Origin of the sequence: Salmonella sp. SSDFZ54, from assembly GCF_004010735.1 — a bacterium.
GTDB lineage: Bacteria > Pseudomonadota > Gammaproteobacteria > Enterobacterales > Enterobacteriaceae > Salmonella > Salmonella enterica.
On the sequence record NZ_CP034819.1, the window covers coordinates 4802916 to 4817102 of the forward strand.

Below are 14187 nucleotides of genomic sequence, written 5' to 3' on the forward strand. Positions count from 1 at the left end.
CACATGGCTGGTGTTGTGCGCCCGGGTTATGTTGCGTTTGCGTTCCCCTCCGGCAGGACAATATTACTGGCCGCTAACTCCCCCATATTGTGGAACATGGCGCACGCGGCTTCCACGATCGGCATCGCCAGCGCCGCGCCGCTTCCTTCACCTAACCGCATCGCCATATGCAAATAGGGTTCCATAGACAAATGCGCGAGCGCGATGCGGGCGCCCTTTTCCGCCGAAAAGTGCGACGGGATCAGATAAGGTCTCACCGCAGGCGCAATCTGACAGGCCGCCAGCGCTGCCGAGTAGGAAAGAAAGCCATCCAGCAATACGGGTAAGCCACACCTTGCCGCGCCAAGCATCACGCCGGTCATCCCGACCAGATCAAAACCACCCACCTTCGACAACACATCAATGCCGTCGCGCGGATTGGGCTGATTAATCGCAATCGCCCGCCGCACGACGTCCACTTTATTATCGATGCGGGAAGGCGGAAGATTCGCGCCAATCCCCACCACCTCTTTTGCATCACTTCCTGTAAAAACGCTGACCATCGCGGCGGCTGGCGTAGTGTTCGCCATTCCCAGCTCCCCTACGCCAAATAAGGTCACGCCGCGTTGCGCCAGGTCGCAGGTGTAGCGGGAAACCTCCAACAAAAGCGCTTCAGCCTGCGAGCGACTCATCGCCGGGCCAACGGCAATATTTCCGCAGCCGCGCGCGACGCGCATATCAACTACGCCAGGAATAGGTTCGGCATCAATACCGACATCAATGACATGCACCTTCGCACCGGCCTGAGCGGCAAGCACGCATACGCCGGTTGTTCCCCGCGTCATATTCGCCGCCTGAATCGCCGTCACGATTTTGGGCGAAACCGCTACGCCTTCATCCCAGACGCCATGGTCGGCGCACATCACCAGCACCGCCTTTTCACCTATCTGCGGCGTACCGTTAAGACCCGGCATTCCCGCGAGCTGAACGGCTAAGGTTTCCAGTCTGCCCAGGCTGCCCGGCGGTTTGAGCAGGCCGTCAATATGTTGCTGCGCACGCGCCATCGCCTCGGCGTCCGGCGCAGGAATGTCACGGAGTAAAGCGTGCAGTGTCTGCATAAGATGTCTCGTCCGTAATAATCGGCTCATAATAGAGCCAGCAGAAAGATCAGTTCGCCAAGTTCGATCGCCGCGCCCAGCGTATCGCCGGTTTGACCGCCAAGCGTACGTTTAAGCAACTGGCCAAGGATGAAAATCGCCGCGAGTGTGACCACCATTGCGGCCAGTCCTTGCATACCAGGCAGTAATACCGTGGCGACGATTACCGCCAATCCCAGAGTAATGCAGGTTTGCCGTCCGCTGACTTTACCGATAAATACATTGCCAAGCCCCTCTTCACGGGCGTAGCGATGACGGTACATCAATAAAACGGCGCTGCCGCGCCCAGCCGCACAGGCCGCTGCCAGCGCCGCCAACATTGGCGTTCCACGTAACGCCAGTTCGCTGACCACCAGAATTTTTGCCAGTAGCACAAAAATAAGCGCCAGCCCGCCATGGGTTCCCAGACGACTATCACGCATAATCTCCAGCATTCGCTCACGGCGGCGCGCGGAAAAAATACCATCGCAGGTATCGGCCAACCCATCCAGGTGAAAACCACCGGTCAGCAGCGCCAGCGCCAGAATACAGAACAACGCCGCTAGCGGAATACCGCACCAGGATTGCAGGAGGATGAAAATCAGGCCGCTTACGCCCCCCAGAATCAACCCGATAAAGGGAAACATCACGATCCCACGCGAATACTGCTCGAAATCCAGTCCCTGCGACCAGCGTGACGGCACGGGCAAGCGGCTAATAAAAGCGAGCATGGCCCAAAACAGCTTACTCATTTAATTTTGACTCCAATACCTGAGACTACCAGCCAGACCTCATCCGCCGCTGCCGCCAGTCGTTGGTTGACCCGACCAGCAATATCACGAAAATGGCGCGCCAGACGGTTTTCCGGGACGATCCCCATTCCCACCTCATTTGTCACCAGTACCACTTTCGCCGGGCAGCGCTGGCAGGCTGCAATTAAAATCTGAATTTCATCGTCAATGGCGCGCTCCATCGCCGCATAATCCCACTGCTCGGGATCGTTTTCGCCTCCCAGCGCAAACAGCAGATTCGTCACCATGGTGGTAATACATTCCAGCAAAATCGCGTCGTCAGGGGCAAGATCCGCGGTAATCAACGTATCAAGATGCCGCCAGCATTCTGCGGTCCGCCAGTGTGCCGGCCTGCCATATTTATGATGCTGAATTCTCGCCGCCATCTCGTCATCAAGAATCTGCGAGGTGGCGATATACAGTACCTGCGGCGCATCGCCAATTAAGGCTTCAGCATGACGGCTTTTACCACTACGTGCCCCGCCCGTCACCAGAATCATCATACCGGCTCCTGATGTTGTTGCATGATGGTATAAATTTTATCAATATCAATATGTTGCCGCATCGCTTCCGCCAGCAGATCAAATTGCCGCGCTTTATGCTCCGCATAACAAAAAGTCGTTTCCCACGGCGCAAGCCCTTTTCGCGCCCGTAACCCATTGACCACCGCACGGGTAAAGGCATCGCTGTCAAACAGGCCGTGAAGGTAAGTGCCAAACGCCAGTCCGTCGGCGGTGACCGCGCCATCCGCCACAGAGCATCCATTTTTCTGTAACGTCATGGCCGTACAGCATCCTTCCTGCAGCACCGTTTCCCCCATGTGAATTTCATAACCGCGTACCGGTAGCCCCGCCGCGGCAGCCAGCCAGCCGGGCAGCTCGCCTGACATTGTCGCGTTAACCTGCGTCGTGGTTTTATCCTGTGCAAAGCGAGTGATCGTATTAAGCAGCCCCAGGCCCGGCTGCGTACCCAGCCCCGACTCCACCTCATCCACAATGGTGTCGCCCAGCATCTGGTAGCCGCCGCAAATCCCCATCACCGGCACGCCCTGCCGATGTGTCTGCAATACCGCATCCGCCATCCCGCTTTCGCGCAGCCAGGCGAGGTCGCTCAGCGTATTCTTACTGCCCGGCAGGATCACCAGATCAACGTCAGTCAACGCTTCCGGGCGGCGAATATAGCGTATGCGCACATCCGGCTGCGCCGCCAGAGCGTTAAAATCCGTAAAGTTAGAAATATGTGGCAGTTGCACAATGGCAATAGTGATATCACGGGGGGCGTTACCGCGATATTTATCGTTTTGCAGCGCGACGCCATCTTCATCTTCCAGATCCACATCCAGCCATGGCATCACTCCCAGGATCGGGACGCCGGTAAGCGATTCGATTTGTTCGATACCGGAATAGAGTAGCGCCACGTCGCCGCGGAATTTGTTGATAATGACGCCCTTTACTCTGTCACGCTCCTGTTTCTGCAGCAGCGCCAGCGTGCCATAAATAGCGGCGAATACGCCGCCCCGGTCGATATCCGCCACCAGAATAACCGGACACTGGGCCATTTCCGCCATTCCCATATTGACGATATCGCGATCGCGCAGATTGATTTCCGCCGGGCTTCCGGCGCCTTCCAGCACAATAACGTCATATTCCTGCGCCAGGCTGTTATAGACCGCAAGGATTTGCTCACGCAAACGCGGTTTATAGTCATGGTAACTCACCGCATCCATATTGGTCGCCACTTTCCCCATCAGCACGACCTGCGCCTGGCGATCGCTGGTCGGTTTGAGCAGCACCGGGTTCATACGCACATCTGGCGTGATCCCCGCGGCTTCCGCCTGAAAAATTTGCGCCCGCCCCATCTCTTTACCATCCGGCGTAATACCAGAATTAAGCGCCATATTTTGCGATTTAAACGGCGCGGTACGCAGACCATCCTGATAAAAAATGCGGCATAAACCCGCCGCCAGCACACTTTTGCCGACGTCGGATGCCGTCCCCTGCAACATAACTGCCTGCGTCATGACGCCTCCCTGAATGCGCACTTTTGCATTCGATGAAAAAACTCCGTTTCTGTTTTACACAGCGGCAGTCCCAGTTGAGTATGAAGTTTGACCAGCCAGGGCTGGGTTAGCCCCGCTTGTTCCATCGCTTCCGTACACGCGAAAACCTCGCCAGGCGCGCCATGCGTCAGGATCTGGCCCTGGCGTAATACGTATACGGCATCGCTAATTTCATAAATAAGATCGATATCATGGCTGGAGATAATGACATGATTGCCCTGCGCCACAATCCGCCTGATGATAGCAATCATCTGAGTGCGCCCTGCGGGATCGAGACCAGCAGTGGGTTCATCCAGCAATAGATAGCGCGCCTGTAGCACCAGCGCTCCGGCGATAGCCACACGTTTTTTTTGCCCATGACTCAAACACTGAATGGGCTGATGGCGAAAATGTTGGGCGTCAACCAGCGTTAGCGCCTCGTCGACGCGGCGCGTGATTTCCGCCTCCGGCACCCCCAAATTACGTAAACTAAATGCAATATCGCTATCGATATCAGTATAAAAAATCTGCTGTTCAGGGTCCTGAAAAACCGTCGCAACTTGCTGGCGCAGCGCCAGTAGTCCGCGCTTGCTGTAATCCAGCGGTTTTCCCTGCCACAACACGGCCCCTTTTTGCGGACGCAACAGGCCGCTCAGGTTCATAAAAAGCGTAGACTTCCCACAGCCGTTCGCGCCCACCAAACCGGTAACAGGCGAAAGCGAAAAATCCAGATTTAACCCTTTAAGTACCGGCTCATTCTGATAACGAAACCACAGGTCTGAAGTGGCAAGCATAATAGTCCTTACAGGTGAAAATCACCCTGATACAGTTTGATATCCAGCGTGGTGGTCATTTGCTGATAACGCATTAACACCCGCGTAAACAGGAGTCCAGTCAGCATTGCCAGAGATCGATAGCCGTTCGGCAGGCTGCAATAACCAAAACGCAGCGTTTGCGAGCGACGAATTGCCGCCGCCTCATCCAGAAGAATAAAGAGAAAGCGCCACGTTAACAGGATTTGCTCGGTAAGCAGGCGTGGAATATGCGCGCGCTTAAGCAAGCTAATTAACTGCGGAAACGGTAGGTTCATCACCAGCCACAACGTCGCGGACAGCGCCGTCAGGCTACGCCAGAACGTTTCATTCGCCGTAACCACGCCCGCACGGGTAATCCCGATCCAGTACGGCCCAACAGATATGCCAGCCAGCAGCATTTGCGGCTCGCGGCTGATGCTGAAGATAATCGTTATCACGCCGACCAACAAAAATCCAAAAGGTATCGCCATCCATCGACACCAGCGCCAGAGGGATATGCGCAATAGCCAACAGCTCAATCCGGCAATGATCAGCAGCTCAATGCCCTGCCCTACAGGCGGCAGAACAAACGCCAGTATCATCATCGCCAGCCACAGCAAAAACTTGCGCTGCGGCGCAACGTGTGCCCAGCGGCTTTGATAGCTGAGTCGATCAAGCCCGGTCATCACGGCGTTGTTTACCTTTGCAATACCCCAGGATATAAAAAATCACCGCCGCGCCAAGAGAGCCCTGAAGGGTAAACAGCAGGCTTTCAATTTCACCGCTGGCAGGTTCATATAACGGCTGAACCCAGGGTTTATACTGCGGCGCAATAGCCTGAATCTGGCTTTCCGCTTCGCCGTCTGAACCGCCATATTCACCGCCATGGTTAATAAAAAACGGCAGAATCACCAGCGCCACCACCATCGCTAACAACATCAACGTTTTTTTCATTTTAATGTCCTTGTACGGTAATCACTTGCCGTTTGGTTAACTGGTCATAAATCATGACGGTTAATAAACCTTCAGCAATGGCGACAGGAATCTGTGTGAGGCAGAAAATCCCCATAAATTTCACAACAGACCCTGTCGCTCCGGCATGGGGATCGGGAAACGCAACGCCAAGCTGGACTGAAGTCACAAAATAGGTCGCCAAATCCGCCAGCATCGCGCACAGAAAAACGGCGACATCGCGGCGCAGTCCGGCACGGCAGGCCATTTTCCACACCAGATAACCGACAACCGGGCCAATCACCGCCATCGACATTCCGTTTGCGCCAAGCGTCGTCAGGCCGCCGTGCGCCAGCAACAGCGCCTGAAACAACAGCACAACCGCGCCGAGAATCGCCACCACCCCGGGCCCGAACAAGATAACCGCCAGACCAACGCCGGTCGGATGTGAACAACTCCCCGTTACCGACGGAATTTTGAGCGCGGACAGGACAAAAATAAACGCGCCGCACAGCGCCAGCAGTACCTTCTGATGATTATCCTCCTGCACAATACGCCGTAAGCGCACCAGTCCATACCACAAGCAGGGTAAAAACAGTAACCACCAGGCCAGCGCCCACACTGGCGGTAAAAAACCCTCCATGATATGCATCGCAAACGCCTGTTGCGGGACAACCATCAGCAATAGCGCTGCAGCCAGTCCACTGAAAGACAACTGTCGAAGCTGCTGTTCAAGTTTCATTCTGCATACTCCCACTGTTTATTGACCAGAATGGTCGAAAAATAGGGCAACGGTCGATCATCGTTGACCTCGTGGAGATGGCGCCAGCACTGCTCGCCGGGCAGTGTGGCCTCGGACATCATTAAGGCGCATTCCAGCAGGCCAGCCTGCGCCAGCAACGCTTTAATACGGGCGAACCGGCCATACACTTTCATCAACACCAGGCTATCATGCTGTTGTAGCGCCTGGGCTATTTCCGCTTCCGGCGCGGTACAAGAAATAACCGCCAGCGATTGCCGTTCTATGGCGAGCGGCATTTTCGCGCGGGCGGCTATCGCGGCGAAGGACGTGACGCCGGGGACAATCTCCAGCCACTCCGGGCAGCCGATTCGGTGGAGTAAAAAAATCCAGGTACTGAATAGCATCGCATCGCCCAGGGTAATAAAACCGACCTGTTTACCTGCTTCCACCTCTGCGGTAAGCGCGGCGGCAACCTCGTTCCAGACCGCTTCTTTCTCGGCGCCGTCAGCGCTCATAGGGAAATGGCAACAACGTACTTCCGTCTGCTCGCCGAGATAGTCGCGCACAATCGACAGCGCCAGACTATCGCCCCCCTTACGACCGGCGGGCGCATACAGAATGTCCAGCGAGCCAAGAATCCGCGCTGCGCGGACGGTTATCAGGTCGGGCGCGCCTGGCCCGGTACTTAATGCGTATAATTTACCGTTCATGCCGCCTCCTCTACCGCCATGTTCAGCGCCTGGTGCAAATGCGCGACAAACATCGCCCGGATAGCCGGGTTTTCTCCCAGCCCGCTCAGCCACGGCGTCGCCGGAATGCCCGCCGCGTTAAAGCGCATTTTCCATGAGTCGCCGTCGTCTGAAGCCATATCATTAATGGCGTGATCGCCCGCCACCAGCATTAATGGCATCAAATGTACGCCGGTGACGCCTTCGTCACGCAGGCTGTCGATCAGAATGTCGACCTCCGGGTAGCTTTCTACGGCGCCGACGCGCGCCGGGAAGCACTGCGCGGTCATCATATGATCGAGACAGGCATAAGCTGCGAATGCGTGATGGCTGGCGCCGTGGCCCATAAAAACGACTTTCTCCGTTTGTCTGAGCGATGGCATCTGTTGTCGCAACGCCTGCATTAGCTGCACATAATCGTTATGGCTGCTCAGCAGCGGCACGCCCAGCGTCAGGCGAGTGAATAACGGACGCAAGAGTTGTACCTCACGGACAATTTTTTCATATTCGTCGCCGTTAATAATGTGCAACGACTGAATCGCCACGTCCTGATATCCCTGTGCGGCAAGCTTTTGCAAAGCCTGTAATGGCGTATCGATGTCGATACCGTCACGCTGGCGAAGCTTGCGAATGATCATTCCGGAAGTGAAGGCGCGAAACAGGTCGCGATCGGGACAGGACGCCGCCAGATCACGTTCGCACGCCACAATGTTTTTTTCACAGGTGTCGTGATAGCTGGTGCCAAAACTGACTACCAGAAGCGCTTTTTTCATTTTTACTCCTTAGCTGCGGCCAGCCAGCGCGATAAACGCTGCGCAAAGGCGGCCTGGCTTTCCAGTAACTCATCACCCGTCACAAGCGGCGTCGGGCGCGCAATAACGATGCAGGGAATGCCCGCATCCAGACAGGGCTGAACTTTTTCCTGATATCCCCCCTCCGCGCCGGACGCTTTGGTAATGACTACGTCGGCCCGGCACTGGTGGTAAAACGCGGCGTTAAAATCAGCGCTGAACGGCCCACACAGAGCGAAAATTTCTCCAACGCCGAACCCCAGTTCGCTGCAGCGTTGAATCACCTCCGCCACGGGCAGTACGCGCGCCAGCAACGTTTTTTCCGCCAGCCCGGCACGCCAGACGGCCAGATCTTTACTGCCGGTCGTCAGTAACACGCGCGGACCAAAACGCCTCGCTATCTCGCAGGCATCGGCAATACTGCGCGCCGTATAGAGAAGCGGATGCGTCAGATTGCTAAGCTGCTCCGGGCGCTGATAACGACTTAACAACACGCCCGCCGTTTCACAGGCGCGAAGGAGGTTATGGCTGACCATTTCTGCATAAGGATGTGACGCATCTATTACCCAGCGAGTACGATTTTCTTTTAGCCAGTCGACCATCTGCCCGTATTCCAGACGACCACAGCGCACCTGTCCTTTAATGTCGCCAGCCAGCTGCTGGCCGGTCGGCGTTGCCACCGACAGGGTGTATTTGACCTGCGCCGCGTCCAGCTGTTGGCATAGCGCCCGCGCGTCGCTGGTGCCGCCCACCACCAGCACCTCCCCCTCATTCACAGCGTGTAACCTCGCGGCGTGATCATCAGCCCATCTTGAACATAGGTCGTTTTATTACCAACGATGACCAGACTGGTCATATCGACGGGTTCAAAATCCATCTCCCCCAGGGTGGTCAGCCATTTTTCCTCTTTCTTACGCCCGGCGGATTTCACCACGCCAACCGGCGTTTGCGCGCTTTTACTGGCGGCAAGCAGGTCAAACGCGCGCGCCAGATGCCCTTCGCGCCCGCGGCTGCGCGGGTTGTAAAAACAGATAACAAAGTCTGCCTCTCCGGCGGCAACGATGCGTTTTTCAATCACCGGCCACGGAGTCAGCAGGTCGCTGAGGCTGATATGGCAGAAGTCATGCATCAGCGGCGCGCCCAGCAGCGAGGCGGCGGCGATGCTGGCGGTCATGCCAGGAATGAGCCGCACCTCGACGTCCAGTTTTTGCTTGCCGACCAGTTCCAGCACCAGACCCGCCATGCCGTAAATACCGGCATCGCCGCTGCTAATCAGCGCTACGTTATGCCCGGCCTGCGCCAGTTCAATAGCCGCCTGGCAGCGTTCAATTTCCTTACACATGCCGGTCTTGATCACCTGTTTGTCGCCGGTGAATGCTTTAACCAGATGGGTATAGGTTTTGTAGCCCACGACGATTTCCGCCGCCTGAAGCGCCTCAATCGCCTCCATCGTCATCATTGCCTGTGAGCCAGGGCCAATTCCGATTACGCTTAACATCAGTGTGAAACTCCCAAAGTAATAGTGACGCCCTGTTCGCGCAGGGTTTCGCCTAACAATTGTCCCTGGCTTAATAACCACGCAGCCGGGCCGGATACGCTGCCAACGCCCACCGTTTTTCTGACGAAGCCAGAACCGGGAAAATGGTGTTCGAATTCGCGCAACGCTTCGGCGGTAAAGGTTTTAAAAGGCACGCGGCAGCAGGAGGCGAGCTGAATAAGCCCCGGCTCCCCTTTTTTGAGCGTGACGCTGCCAATCGCTTTTAACGCCAGCGGATCGAGTTTCTGCGCTTCAAGCTGACGCGCCAGTAATGTCGCTAACAGGGGAAATGGCGTATCGCGGCGACAGCCAATTCCCGCCACCACACGCTGGGGCACCAGTTTCCAGTGCGGTACGGGAAGCTCAGGGAGGTCATTACGCAAAGAGACGCAGATAAGCGCATCCAGTTCAGGCAACCGCTGCAAATCATCAACAGGGATAAAACCGCGAATATCGCACTGGCCGATCTCTTCCGTTAGTTCGGCATCCCACCATAACCCCACACGTTGATGACTGACCAACATCTGGTTAACGGTTTTTACCGCCGTTCGAAGATCGGACATGCGGGCGTTAAGCTGGAAAGCTAAGGTGTCCAACGCGGACATCTCATTGACATCCGTTGCCGTGGTAATCACCGGATCGGCGCCTAACATTCCTGCCAGGTAGCGCGTCAAGGCATTGGCCCCGCCCGCATGACCGGAAAGCAGGCTAATGACATGCTGACCACGTTCATCAATGACGACCACCGCCGGATCGCTGAACTTGTCGTTCACTAACGGCGCCAGGACACGAACGGCGATGCCGGTCGCGCCGATAAAAATAAGCGCGGTATAAGTGGTAAAAGCCTGCCGGGCGGTATTAGCGAATCCGCCATCGAAGGGAATAAATCCCTCTTCCCGCAGTTTTTCACTGGTAAAGCAGGTTAACGGCAGCATCGCGGCGAGTCTCTTTGCCAGCGCCACGCCGCCGGGCGTCAGGCAAAACAACGCAATGGATTCAGGCTTTACGGTATTCATGGCTAAAGTCCGCTGCATAAAGTCTTGAGTAGTGATACTCCTTACCCAGAAAATTCCCGACCAGGATTAGCGCCGTCTTACGGATGCCAGCATCACGTACTTTGTCGCTAATATCCGCTAATGTGCCGCGAACGGTCTGGCTTTCCGGCCAGGTAGCCTTATAGATGACCGCGACAGGCGTAGCTGCCGGATAACCGCCGGCAATGAGACGTTCCGCCACTCGGTGAATACGCTGAACGGAGAGATAAATCGCCATCGACGTCTGGTGACTGGCGAACGCCTCCAGTTGTTCGCGCGCCGGTACTGGCGTACGCCCTTCCAGACGGGTAATAATGAGACTCTGCGATACCTCCGGTACGGTATATTCCACACCCAGCTCCGCCGCAGCGCCGAGAAACGCGCTGACGCCAGGCACTACCTGCCAGTCGATACCACGGCGGGTTAACTCTTCGCCTTGCTCACGTACGGAGCCGTACAGCGAGACATCGCCCGTTTGCAACCGCACCACCGTTTTTCCCGCTTTCACGCCCGCAGCCATCAGCTCGATAATCTGCTCAAGATGCAGTTCGGCGCTGTCGTAGCGTTCTGCCTGCGCGGGGCAATAATCCAGCAGTTCGGTATTGATCAGCGAACCGGCATAGATAACTACCTGCGCCTGTTGCAGCAGGCGGTAGCCTTTAAGCGTGATCAGCTCGCGATCGCCCGGCCCGGCGCCGACGAACCATACACAGCGTGGATCAAATGTCTCTGACATGGTTTTCTTCCTTCTGACAGGCGATAACAAAAACAGGGTTGTTCGGTTTGAAATAGTGTCCCGCCCCCAGCGGCGTTAACGATGAAAGCTGAAGCTGTACACAGTCCATTCGACATGCGCCGATGTGGGCAAGATGCGCCAGCGCGCTATGGAGGTTTTCCTGCAAGATAAAGGTCATCACCAGACGGCCACCGGGATGCAGATGCCCCATCGCCCAGTCAATCAGCGCCGTCAGATGCCCGCCGCTGCCGCCCATAAACACCGCATCGGCTTTCCCGGTTATGGTCATTGGCGCTTCGCCGGGGAGAATATCGATATTGCCGCAGGCAAAGCGCTGACGATTCTCATCAAGCAGCCGTAGCGCGGCAGGATTACGCTCGATAGCCGTCACCTGCAACGAAGGAAATTGCAGCGCCGCTTCAATTGAGACGCTTCCCGTTCCCGCCCCGACGTCAATCAGGTGACTGGCGCGGTGGAGCTCAAGTTTCGACAGTGCCAGCGCCCGTACCGCCTCTTTGGTCATCGGCACGTTCTCGCCGCGCAGAAAAAGCTCATCTTTCATCAAGGATCACCACTGCATTCATTTCATAGTCGGCGTTGACCGCACTGACGGGTAGCCAGTGGATCCGCTCATTTTCCATCGCCAGATTTTCACCAATCACCATTAAGCGATGCCCTTTACCGCGCGCGACCAGTTCCCGCGCGATTTCTCGCGGCCCGCAGCGGGCATCCGTGACCATCGCCACTTTGCGATGGTTCGCCAACTGCTCGAAGCTGACGCAACGACCGTGGCTACTGGTCAACCACATGTCATTCATATCAATTCCAGCCTGTGCGCACAGATACTGTACGGCGCTGATGCCAGGGATAATGCGAACCTGTTCGATACCAAAATGCGCCACCAGGCGTGTACCGATGCCATAAAACAGCGGATCGCCGGAGGCCAGCACCACGATCCCTTTATCCCGACGGGCGGCAATCCATGACAACAACGCGCCAATATCCGCGCCCAGCGTAAATCGTTCGCCGCCAAACGCCGGAAACTGCGCCAAATGCCGTTTACCGCCTGCCAGCGCATCGGCGTGGTCTATCGCTTCCAGCGCCGCAGGCGTCATCAAATGCCGTCCAGCGGGCCCCATTCCCACGACCGTTAGCATTGCAGCTCCTTAGCAATCTCGTCGACGGGACGATTACTGCCGAGAATATGGTTATCAAAAGAAAACAGGATGGCGTCGCAGACAGGCGGCGTTTTGGTAAAACGCAGCATCTGCATGACTCGCAAACAAATACGCCTGGCAAGATGGTTATAGATATGCCCGAAGCCATATGCTTCAATGTGCTCCATTGCCGCTTCGGTGGTATCGCAATCGCTGACCAGGGTGAGTAACTCCAGCGGCGCGCCCAGTAAAGCTAAATGCGCGACCAGCGTTTCCATGCGCGCATCGGCAATATGGCTATGGGTATGAAAGATCCCGGCGGCGATTTTGATCAATTTTCCAGGATGACCCACCAGCACTATCTGGCAAAATCCCAGCCGTACCGCCTCTTCAATCATGTAGCCGACAAAATTGCTCATGGTGACGACTGCCTGTGTGTCGACGCCCATTTGTTCGCGAACAAACCGTTCGCCGTGGTTGCCCGGCACGAGTATCACCCGCGTTAATCCTGACGCCCGTTTGATCTCCAGTTCCAGCGATAGCGAGCGTTTCCAGCTTTCTTCCGACATCGGCGTCACAATGCCGGTAGTGCCAATAATGGAAATGCCGCCAAGAATGCCAAGCCGCGAGTTATACGTTTTTTGCGCCCGCACTTCGCCTTCCGGGGCAAAAATCTCCACATCGGCCCCACGCGCCGGGCCTATCGCTTCGCGCACCGCAGATTCAATGGTATGGCGCGGCGTACGATTGATGGCGGCGCTCCCGAGCGGTAGTCCAACCCCTTTACGCGTTACCGTACCAATACCTTCTCCGCCAGTGAGCGTAATCTCACCGCTGTCGTTGAGCGTAACGCGGGCAAAAATCAGCATTCCGTGCGTGGCATCCACATCATCGCCGCCATCTTTACGAATTGCGGCTATCGCCTGCTGGCCTTCAATGTGCGGCGACTCCACGTTCAGGCATAGCGTGACGCCCGACGGCGTGACGATGGAGACCTGATAAATCAGATGTTGACGCAATACCATCAGCGCGGCGACTTTTGCCGCCGCCGTCGCGCAGGAACCGGTGGTATATCCTTTACGTAACGCTTTACCGTGGCGCCAGACCGGCGCGTCAAAAGAAAGCTCGCTCATCAGGCCTCCCGGAGGTGATAGAGCAGCGCATTGACGATAGCGGCAGCCACGTTACTGCCGCCTTTACGCCCTAACGCGGCAACCGCGGGGAAATGGCTATGGGTGAGCGCCTCTTTGGACTCCGCCGCGCCGACAAAGCCTACCGGTACGCCCACCACGCCGCTCACCGTCACGTTATGTTCAAGCAAACGGAACAGGGCCGTCGGCGCATTACCGAAAACAAAGAGCTTGTTTTTCTCCTCCTCGGCGATAGCGATATCGACGGCGGCCATTGAGCGGGTAATCCCCTGCGTTTTTGCGGCGCGCACCACGCGCGGATCGCTGATATAACAGCGACACTCGCCGCCAAACGTCGCCAGTAATCTTTTATTAATGCCGGACAGCGCCATCGTGGTATCGGTATAAATAATGCCAGGTTGACGTAGCGCATCACAAAGCTGTTCCAGCGCATCGGCAGAGAACCACAAAATGTCCAGCCAGTCGAAATCGGCGGTGGTATGAATAACCCGCTTGATAATGGCCTCATGGAGCGGACTGGCGAAACGGTAATCAGGACGCGTTTCGCGAATAATGTCGCTAATAATGGTGAAACTGTTGGCCTCAATGGTTTGGGGCTGCTGGATATAATGCATACTGTCGT

At 56.3% G+C, this 14187-nt stretch carries 18 protein-coding genes; all 18 read right to left on the reverse strand.

The window, feature by feature from the left end:
• Nucleotides 1-26: 26 nt before the first annotated feature.
• Genes cobT through EOS97_RS24185 form a run of 18 tightly spaced genes read right to left on the reverse strand, consistent with a single transcriptional unit; the run spans nt 27 to nt 14179 of the window.
• Nucleotides 27-1097 carry a nicotinate-nucleotide--dimethylbenzimidazole phosphoribosyltransferase gene (gene cobT, locus EOS97_RS24100; protein ID WP_001193970.1) on the reverse strand — a complete coding sequence of 357 codons (1071 nt, stop codon included), beginning with the start codon at nt 1095-1097 and terminating at the stop codon, nt 27-29.
• A 26-nt stretch (nt 1098-1123) separates the two neighbouring features.
• Nucleotides 1124-1867 carry an adenosylcobinamide-GDP ribazoletransferase gene (gene cobS, locus EOS97_RS24105; protein WP_000040004.1) on the reverse strand — a complete coding sequence of 248 codons (744 nt, stop codon included), beginning with the start codon at nt 1865-1867 and terminating at the stop codon, nt 1124-1126.
• Entirely contained in the window at nt 1864-2409 is a 546-nt protein-coding gene (gene cobU, locus EOS97_RS24110; RefSeq protein ID WP_000973149.1) for a bifunctional adenosylcobinamide kinase/adenosylcobinamide-phosphate guanylyltransferase, read from the reverse strand. The genes cobS and cobU overlap by 4 nt, the downstream gene beginning before the upstream one ends.
• Nucleotides 2406-3926 carry a cobyric acid synthase gene (locus tag EOS97_RS24115; protein ID WP_023165987.1) on the reverse strand — a complete coding sequence of 507 codons (1521 nt, stop codon included), beginning with the start codon at nt 3924-3926 and terminating at the stop codon, nt 2406-2408. The genes cobU and EOS97_RS24115 overlap by 4 nt, the downstream gene beginning before the upstream one ends.
• Nucleotides 3923-4738 (reverse strand): energy-coupling factor ABC transporter ATP-binding protein, encoded by an 816-nt coding sequence (locus tag EOS97_RS24120; protein WP_000881550.1) that lies wholly within the window; start codon nt 4736-4738, stop codon nt 3923-3925. The genes EOS97_RS24115 and EOS97_RS24120 overlap by 4 nt, the downstream gene beginning before the upstream one ends.
• Before the next feature lie 8 nt (nt 4739-4746).
• On the reverse strand, nt 4747-5424 hold the full coding sequence (locus EOS97_RS24125; protein WP_000147136.1) for an energy-coupling factor ABC transporter transmembrane protein: 678 nt from the start codon (nt 5422-5424) through the stop codon (nt 4747-4749).
• On the reverse strand, nt 5411-5692 hold the full coding sequence (locus EOS97_RS24130; protein WP_000753214.1) for an energy-coupling factor ABC transporter substrate-binding protein: 282 nt from the start codon (nt 5690-5692) through the stop codon (nt 5411-5413). Before EOS97_RS24130 ends, EOS97_RS24125 begins: the two co-directional genes overlap by 14 nt.
• A 1-nt stretch (nt 5693) precedes the next feature.
• Nucleotides 5694-6431, reverse strand: coding sequence for a cobalt ECF transporter S component CbiM (cbiM, locus tag EOS97_RS24135; protein ID WP_000764336.1), 738 nt, complete (start codon nt 6429-6431; stop codon nt 5694-5696).
• Nucleotides 6428-7141: a cobalt-factor II C(20)-methyltransferase gene (locus EOS97_RS24140; protein ID WP_001013547.1), complete on the reverse strand. Its 714-nt coding sequence runs from the start codon at nt 7139-7141 to the stop codon at nt 6428-6430. The genes cbiM and EOS97_RS24140 overlap by 4 nt, the downstream gene beginning before the upstream one ends.
• Nucleotides 7138-7932 carry a sirohydrochlorin cobaltochelatase gene (locus EOS97_RS24145; protein ID WP_000709780.1) on the reverse strand — a complete coding sequence of 265 codons (795 nt, stop codon included), beginning with the start codon at nt 7930-7932 and terminating at the stop codon, nt 7138-7140. The genes EOS97_RS24140 and EOS97_RS24145 overlap by 4 nt, the downstream gene beginning before the upstream one ends.
• Nucleotides 7933-7934: 2 nt before the next feature.
• The gene (locus EOS97_RS24150) at nt 7935-8726 is read right to left on the reverse strand and encodes a cobalt-precorrin-6A reductase (RefSeq protein ID WP_001001978.1); all 792 of its coding nucleotides are present in this window, start codon (nt 8724-8726) and stop codon (nt 7935-7937) included.
• Nucleotides 8723-9448 carry a precorrin-3B C(17)-methyltransferase gene (locus tag EOS97_RS24155; RefSeq protein WP_000953639.1) on the reverse strand — a complete coding sequence of 242 codons (726 nt, stop codon included), beginning with the start codon at nt 9446-9448 and terminating at the stop codon, nt 8723-8725. Before EOS97_RS24155 ends, EOS97_RS24150 begins: the two co-directional genes overlap by 4 nt.
• On the reverse strand, nt 9448-10503 hold the full coding sequence (gene cbiG / locus EOS97_RS24160) for a cobalt-precorrin 5A hydrolase (RefSeq protein WP_001098915.1): 1056 nt from the start codon (nt 10501-10503) through the stop codon (nt 9448-9450). The genes EOS97_RS24155 and cbiG overlap by 1 nt, the downstream gene beginning before the upstream one ends.
• On the reverse strand, nt 10484-11257 hold the full coding sequence (locus tag EOS97_RS24165) for a cobalt-precorrin-4 methyltransferase (RefSeq protein WP_000004867.1): 774 nt from the start codon (nt 11255-11257) through the stop codon (nt 10484-10486). Before EOS97_RS24165 ends, cbiG begins: the two co-directional genes overlap by 20 nt.
• Nucleotides 11241-11819, reverse strand: a complete 579-nt coding sequence (locus EOS97_RS24170) for a decarboxylating cobalt-precorrin-6B (C(15))-methyltransferase (RefSeq protein ID WP_000650985.1) — start codon at nt 11817-11819, stop codon at nt 11241-11243. Before EOS97_RS24170 ends, EOS97_RS24165 begins: the two co-directional genes overlap by 17 nt.
• A complete protein-coding gene (locus tag EOS97_RS24175; RefSeq protein ID WP_000958833.1) occupies nt 11809-12414 on the reverse strand; it encodes a cobalt-precorrin-7 (C(5))-methyltransferase in 606 nt (201 codons plus the stop codon). Before EOS97_RS24175 ends, EOS97_RS24170 begins: the two co-directional genes overlap by 11 nt.
• Nucleotides 12408-13547, reverse strand: a complete 1140-nt coding sequence (cbiD, locus tag EOS97_RS24180; RefSeq protein ID WP_001292923.1) for a cobalt-precorrin-5B (C(1))-methyltransferase CbiD — start codon at nt 13545-13547, stop codon at nt 12408-12410. Before cbiD ends, EOS97_RS24175 begins: the two co-directional genes overlap by 7 nt.
• Complete coding sequence (locus tag EOS97_RS24185; RefSeq protein ID WP_000558995.1) at nt 13547-14179, reverse strand: cobalt-precorrin-8 methylmutase; 633 nt, start codon at nt 14177-14179, stop codon at nt 13547-13549. Before EOS97_RS24185 ends, cbiD begins: the two co-directional genes overlap by 1 nt.
• Nucleotides 14180-14187: the final 8 nt, after the last annotated feature.

Coding starts and splice junctions, on each gene's coding strand:
- cbiD (WP_001292923.1), bottom strand. CDS start 13,547: ATGAGCGAGCTTTCTTTTGACGCGCCGGTCTGGCGCCACGGTAAAGCG.
- EOS97_RS24120 (WP_000881550.1), bottom strand. CDS start 4,738: ATGCTTGCCACTTCAGACCTGTGGTTTCGTTATCAGAATGAGCCGGTA.
- EOS97_RS24175 (WP_000958833.1), bottom strand. CDS start 12,414: ATGCTAACGGTCGTGGGAATGGGGCCCGCTGGACGGCATTTGATGACG.
- cobU (WP_000973149.1), bottom strand. CDS start 2,409: ATGATGATTCTGGTGACGGGCGGGGCACGTAGTGGTAAAAGCCGTCAT.
- cbiM (WP_000764336.1), bottom strand. CDS start 6,431: ATGAAACTTGAACAGCAGCTTCGACAGTTGTCTTTCAGTGGACTGGCT.
- EOS97_RS24145 (WP_000709780.1), bottom strand. CDS start 7,932: ATGAAAAAAGCGCTTCTGGTAGTCAGTTTTGGCACCAGCTATCACGAC.
- EOS97_RS24115 (WP_023165987.1), bottom strand. CDS start 3,926: ATGACGCAGGCAGTTATGTTGCAGGGGACGGCATCCGACGTCGGCAAA.
- EOS97_RS24185 (WP_000558995.1), bottom strand. CDS start 14,179: ATGCATTATATCCAGCAGCCCCAAACCATTGAGGCCAACAGTTTCACC.
- cbiG (WP_001098915.1), bottom strand. CDS start 10,503: ATGAATACCGTAAAGCCTGAATCCATTGCGTTGTTTTGCCTGACGCCC.
- EOS97_RS24140 (WP_001013547.1), bottom strand. CDS start 7,141: ATGAACGGTAAATTATACGCATTAAGTACCGGGCCAGGCGCGCCCGAC.
- cobS (WP_000040004.1), bottom strand. CDS start 1,867: ATGAGTAAGCTGTTTTGGGCCATGCTCGCTTTTATTAGCCGCTTGCCC.
- cobT (WP_001193970.1), bottom strand. CDS start 1,097: ATGCAGACACTGCACGCTTTACTCCGTGACATTCCTGCGCCGGACGCC.
- EOS97_RS24130 (WP_000753214.1), bottom strand. CDS start 5,692: ATGAAAAAAACGTTGATGTTGTTAGCGATGGTGGTGGCGCTGGTGATT.
- EOS97_RS24170 (WP_000650985.1), bottom strand. CDS start 11,819: ATGAAAGATGAGCTTTTTCTGCGCGGCGAGAACGTGCCGATGACCAAA.
- EOS97_RS24165 (WP_000004867.1), bottom strand. CDS start 11,257: ATGTCAGAGACATTTGATCCACGCTGTGTATGGTTCGTCGGCGCCGGG.
- EOS97_RS24125 (WP_000147136.1), bottom strand. CDS start 5,424: ATGACCGGGCTTGATCGACTCAGCTATCAAAGCCGCTGGGCACACGTT.
- EOS97_RS24155 (WP_000953639.1), bottom strand. CDS start 9,448: ATGTTAAGCGTAATCGGAATTGGCCCTGGCTCACAGGCAATGATGACG.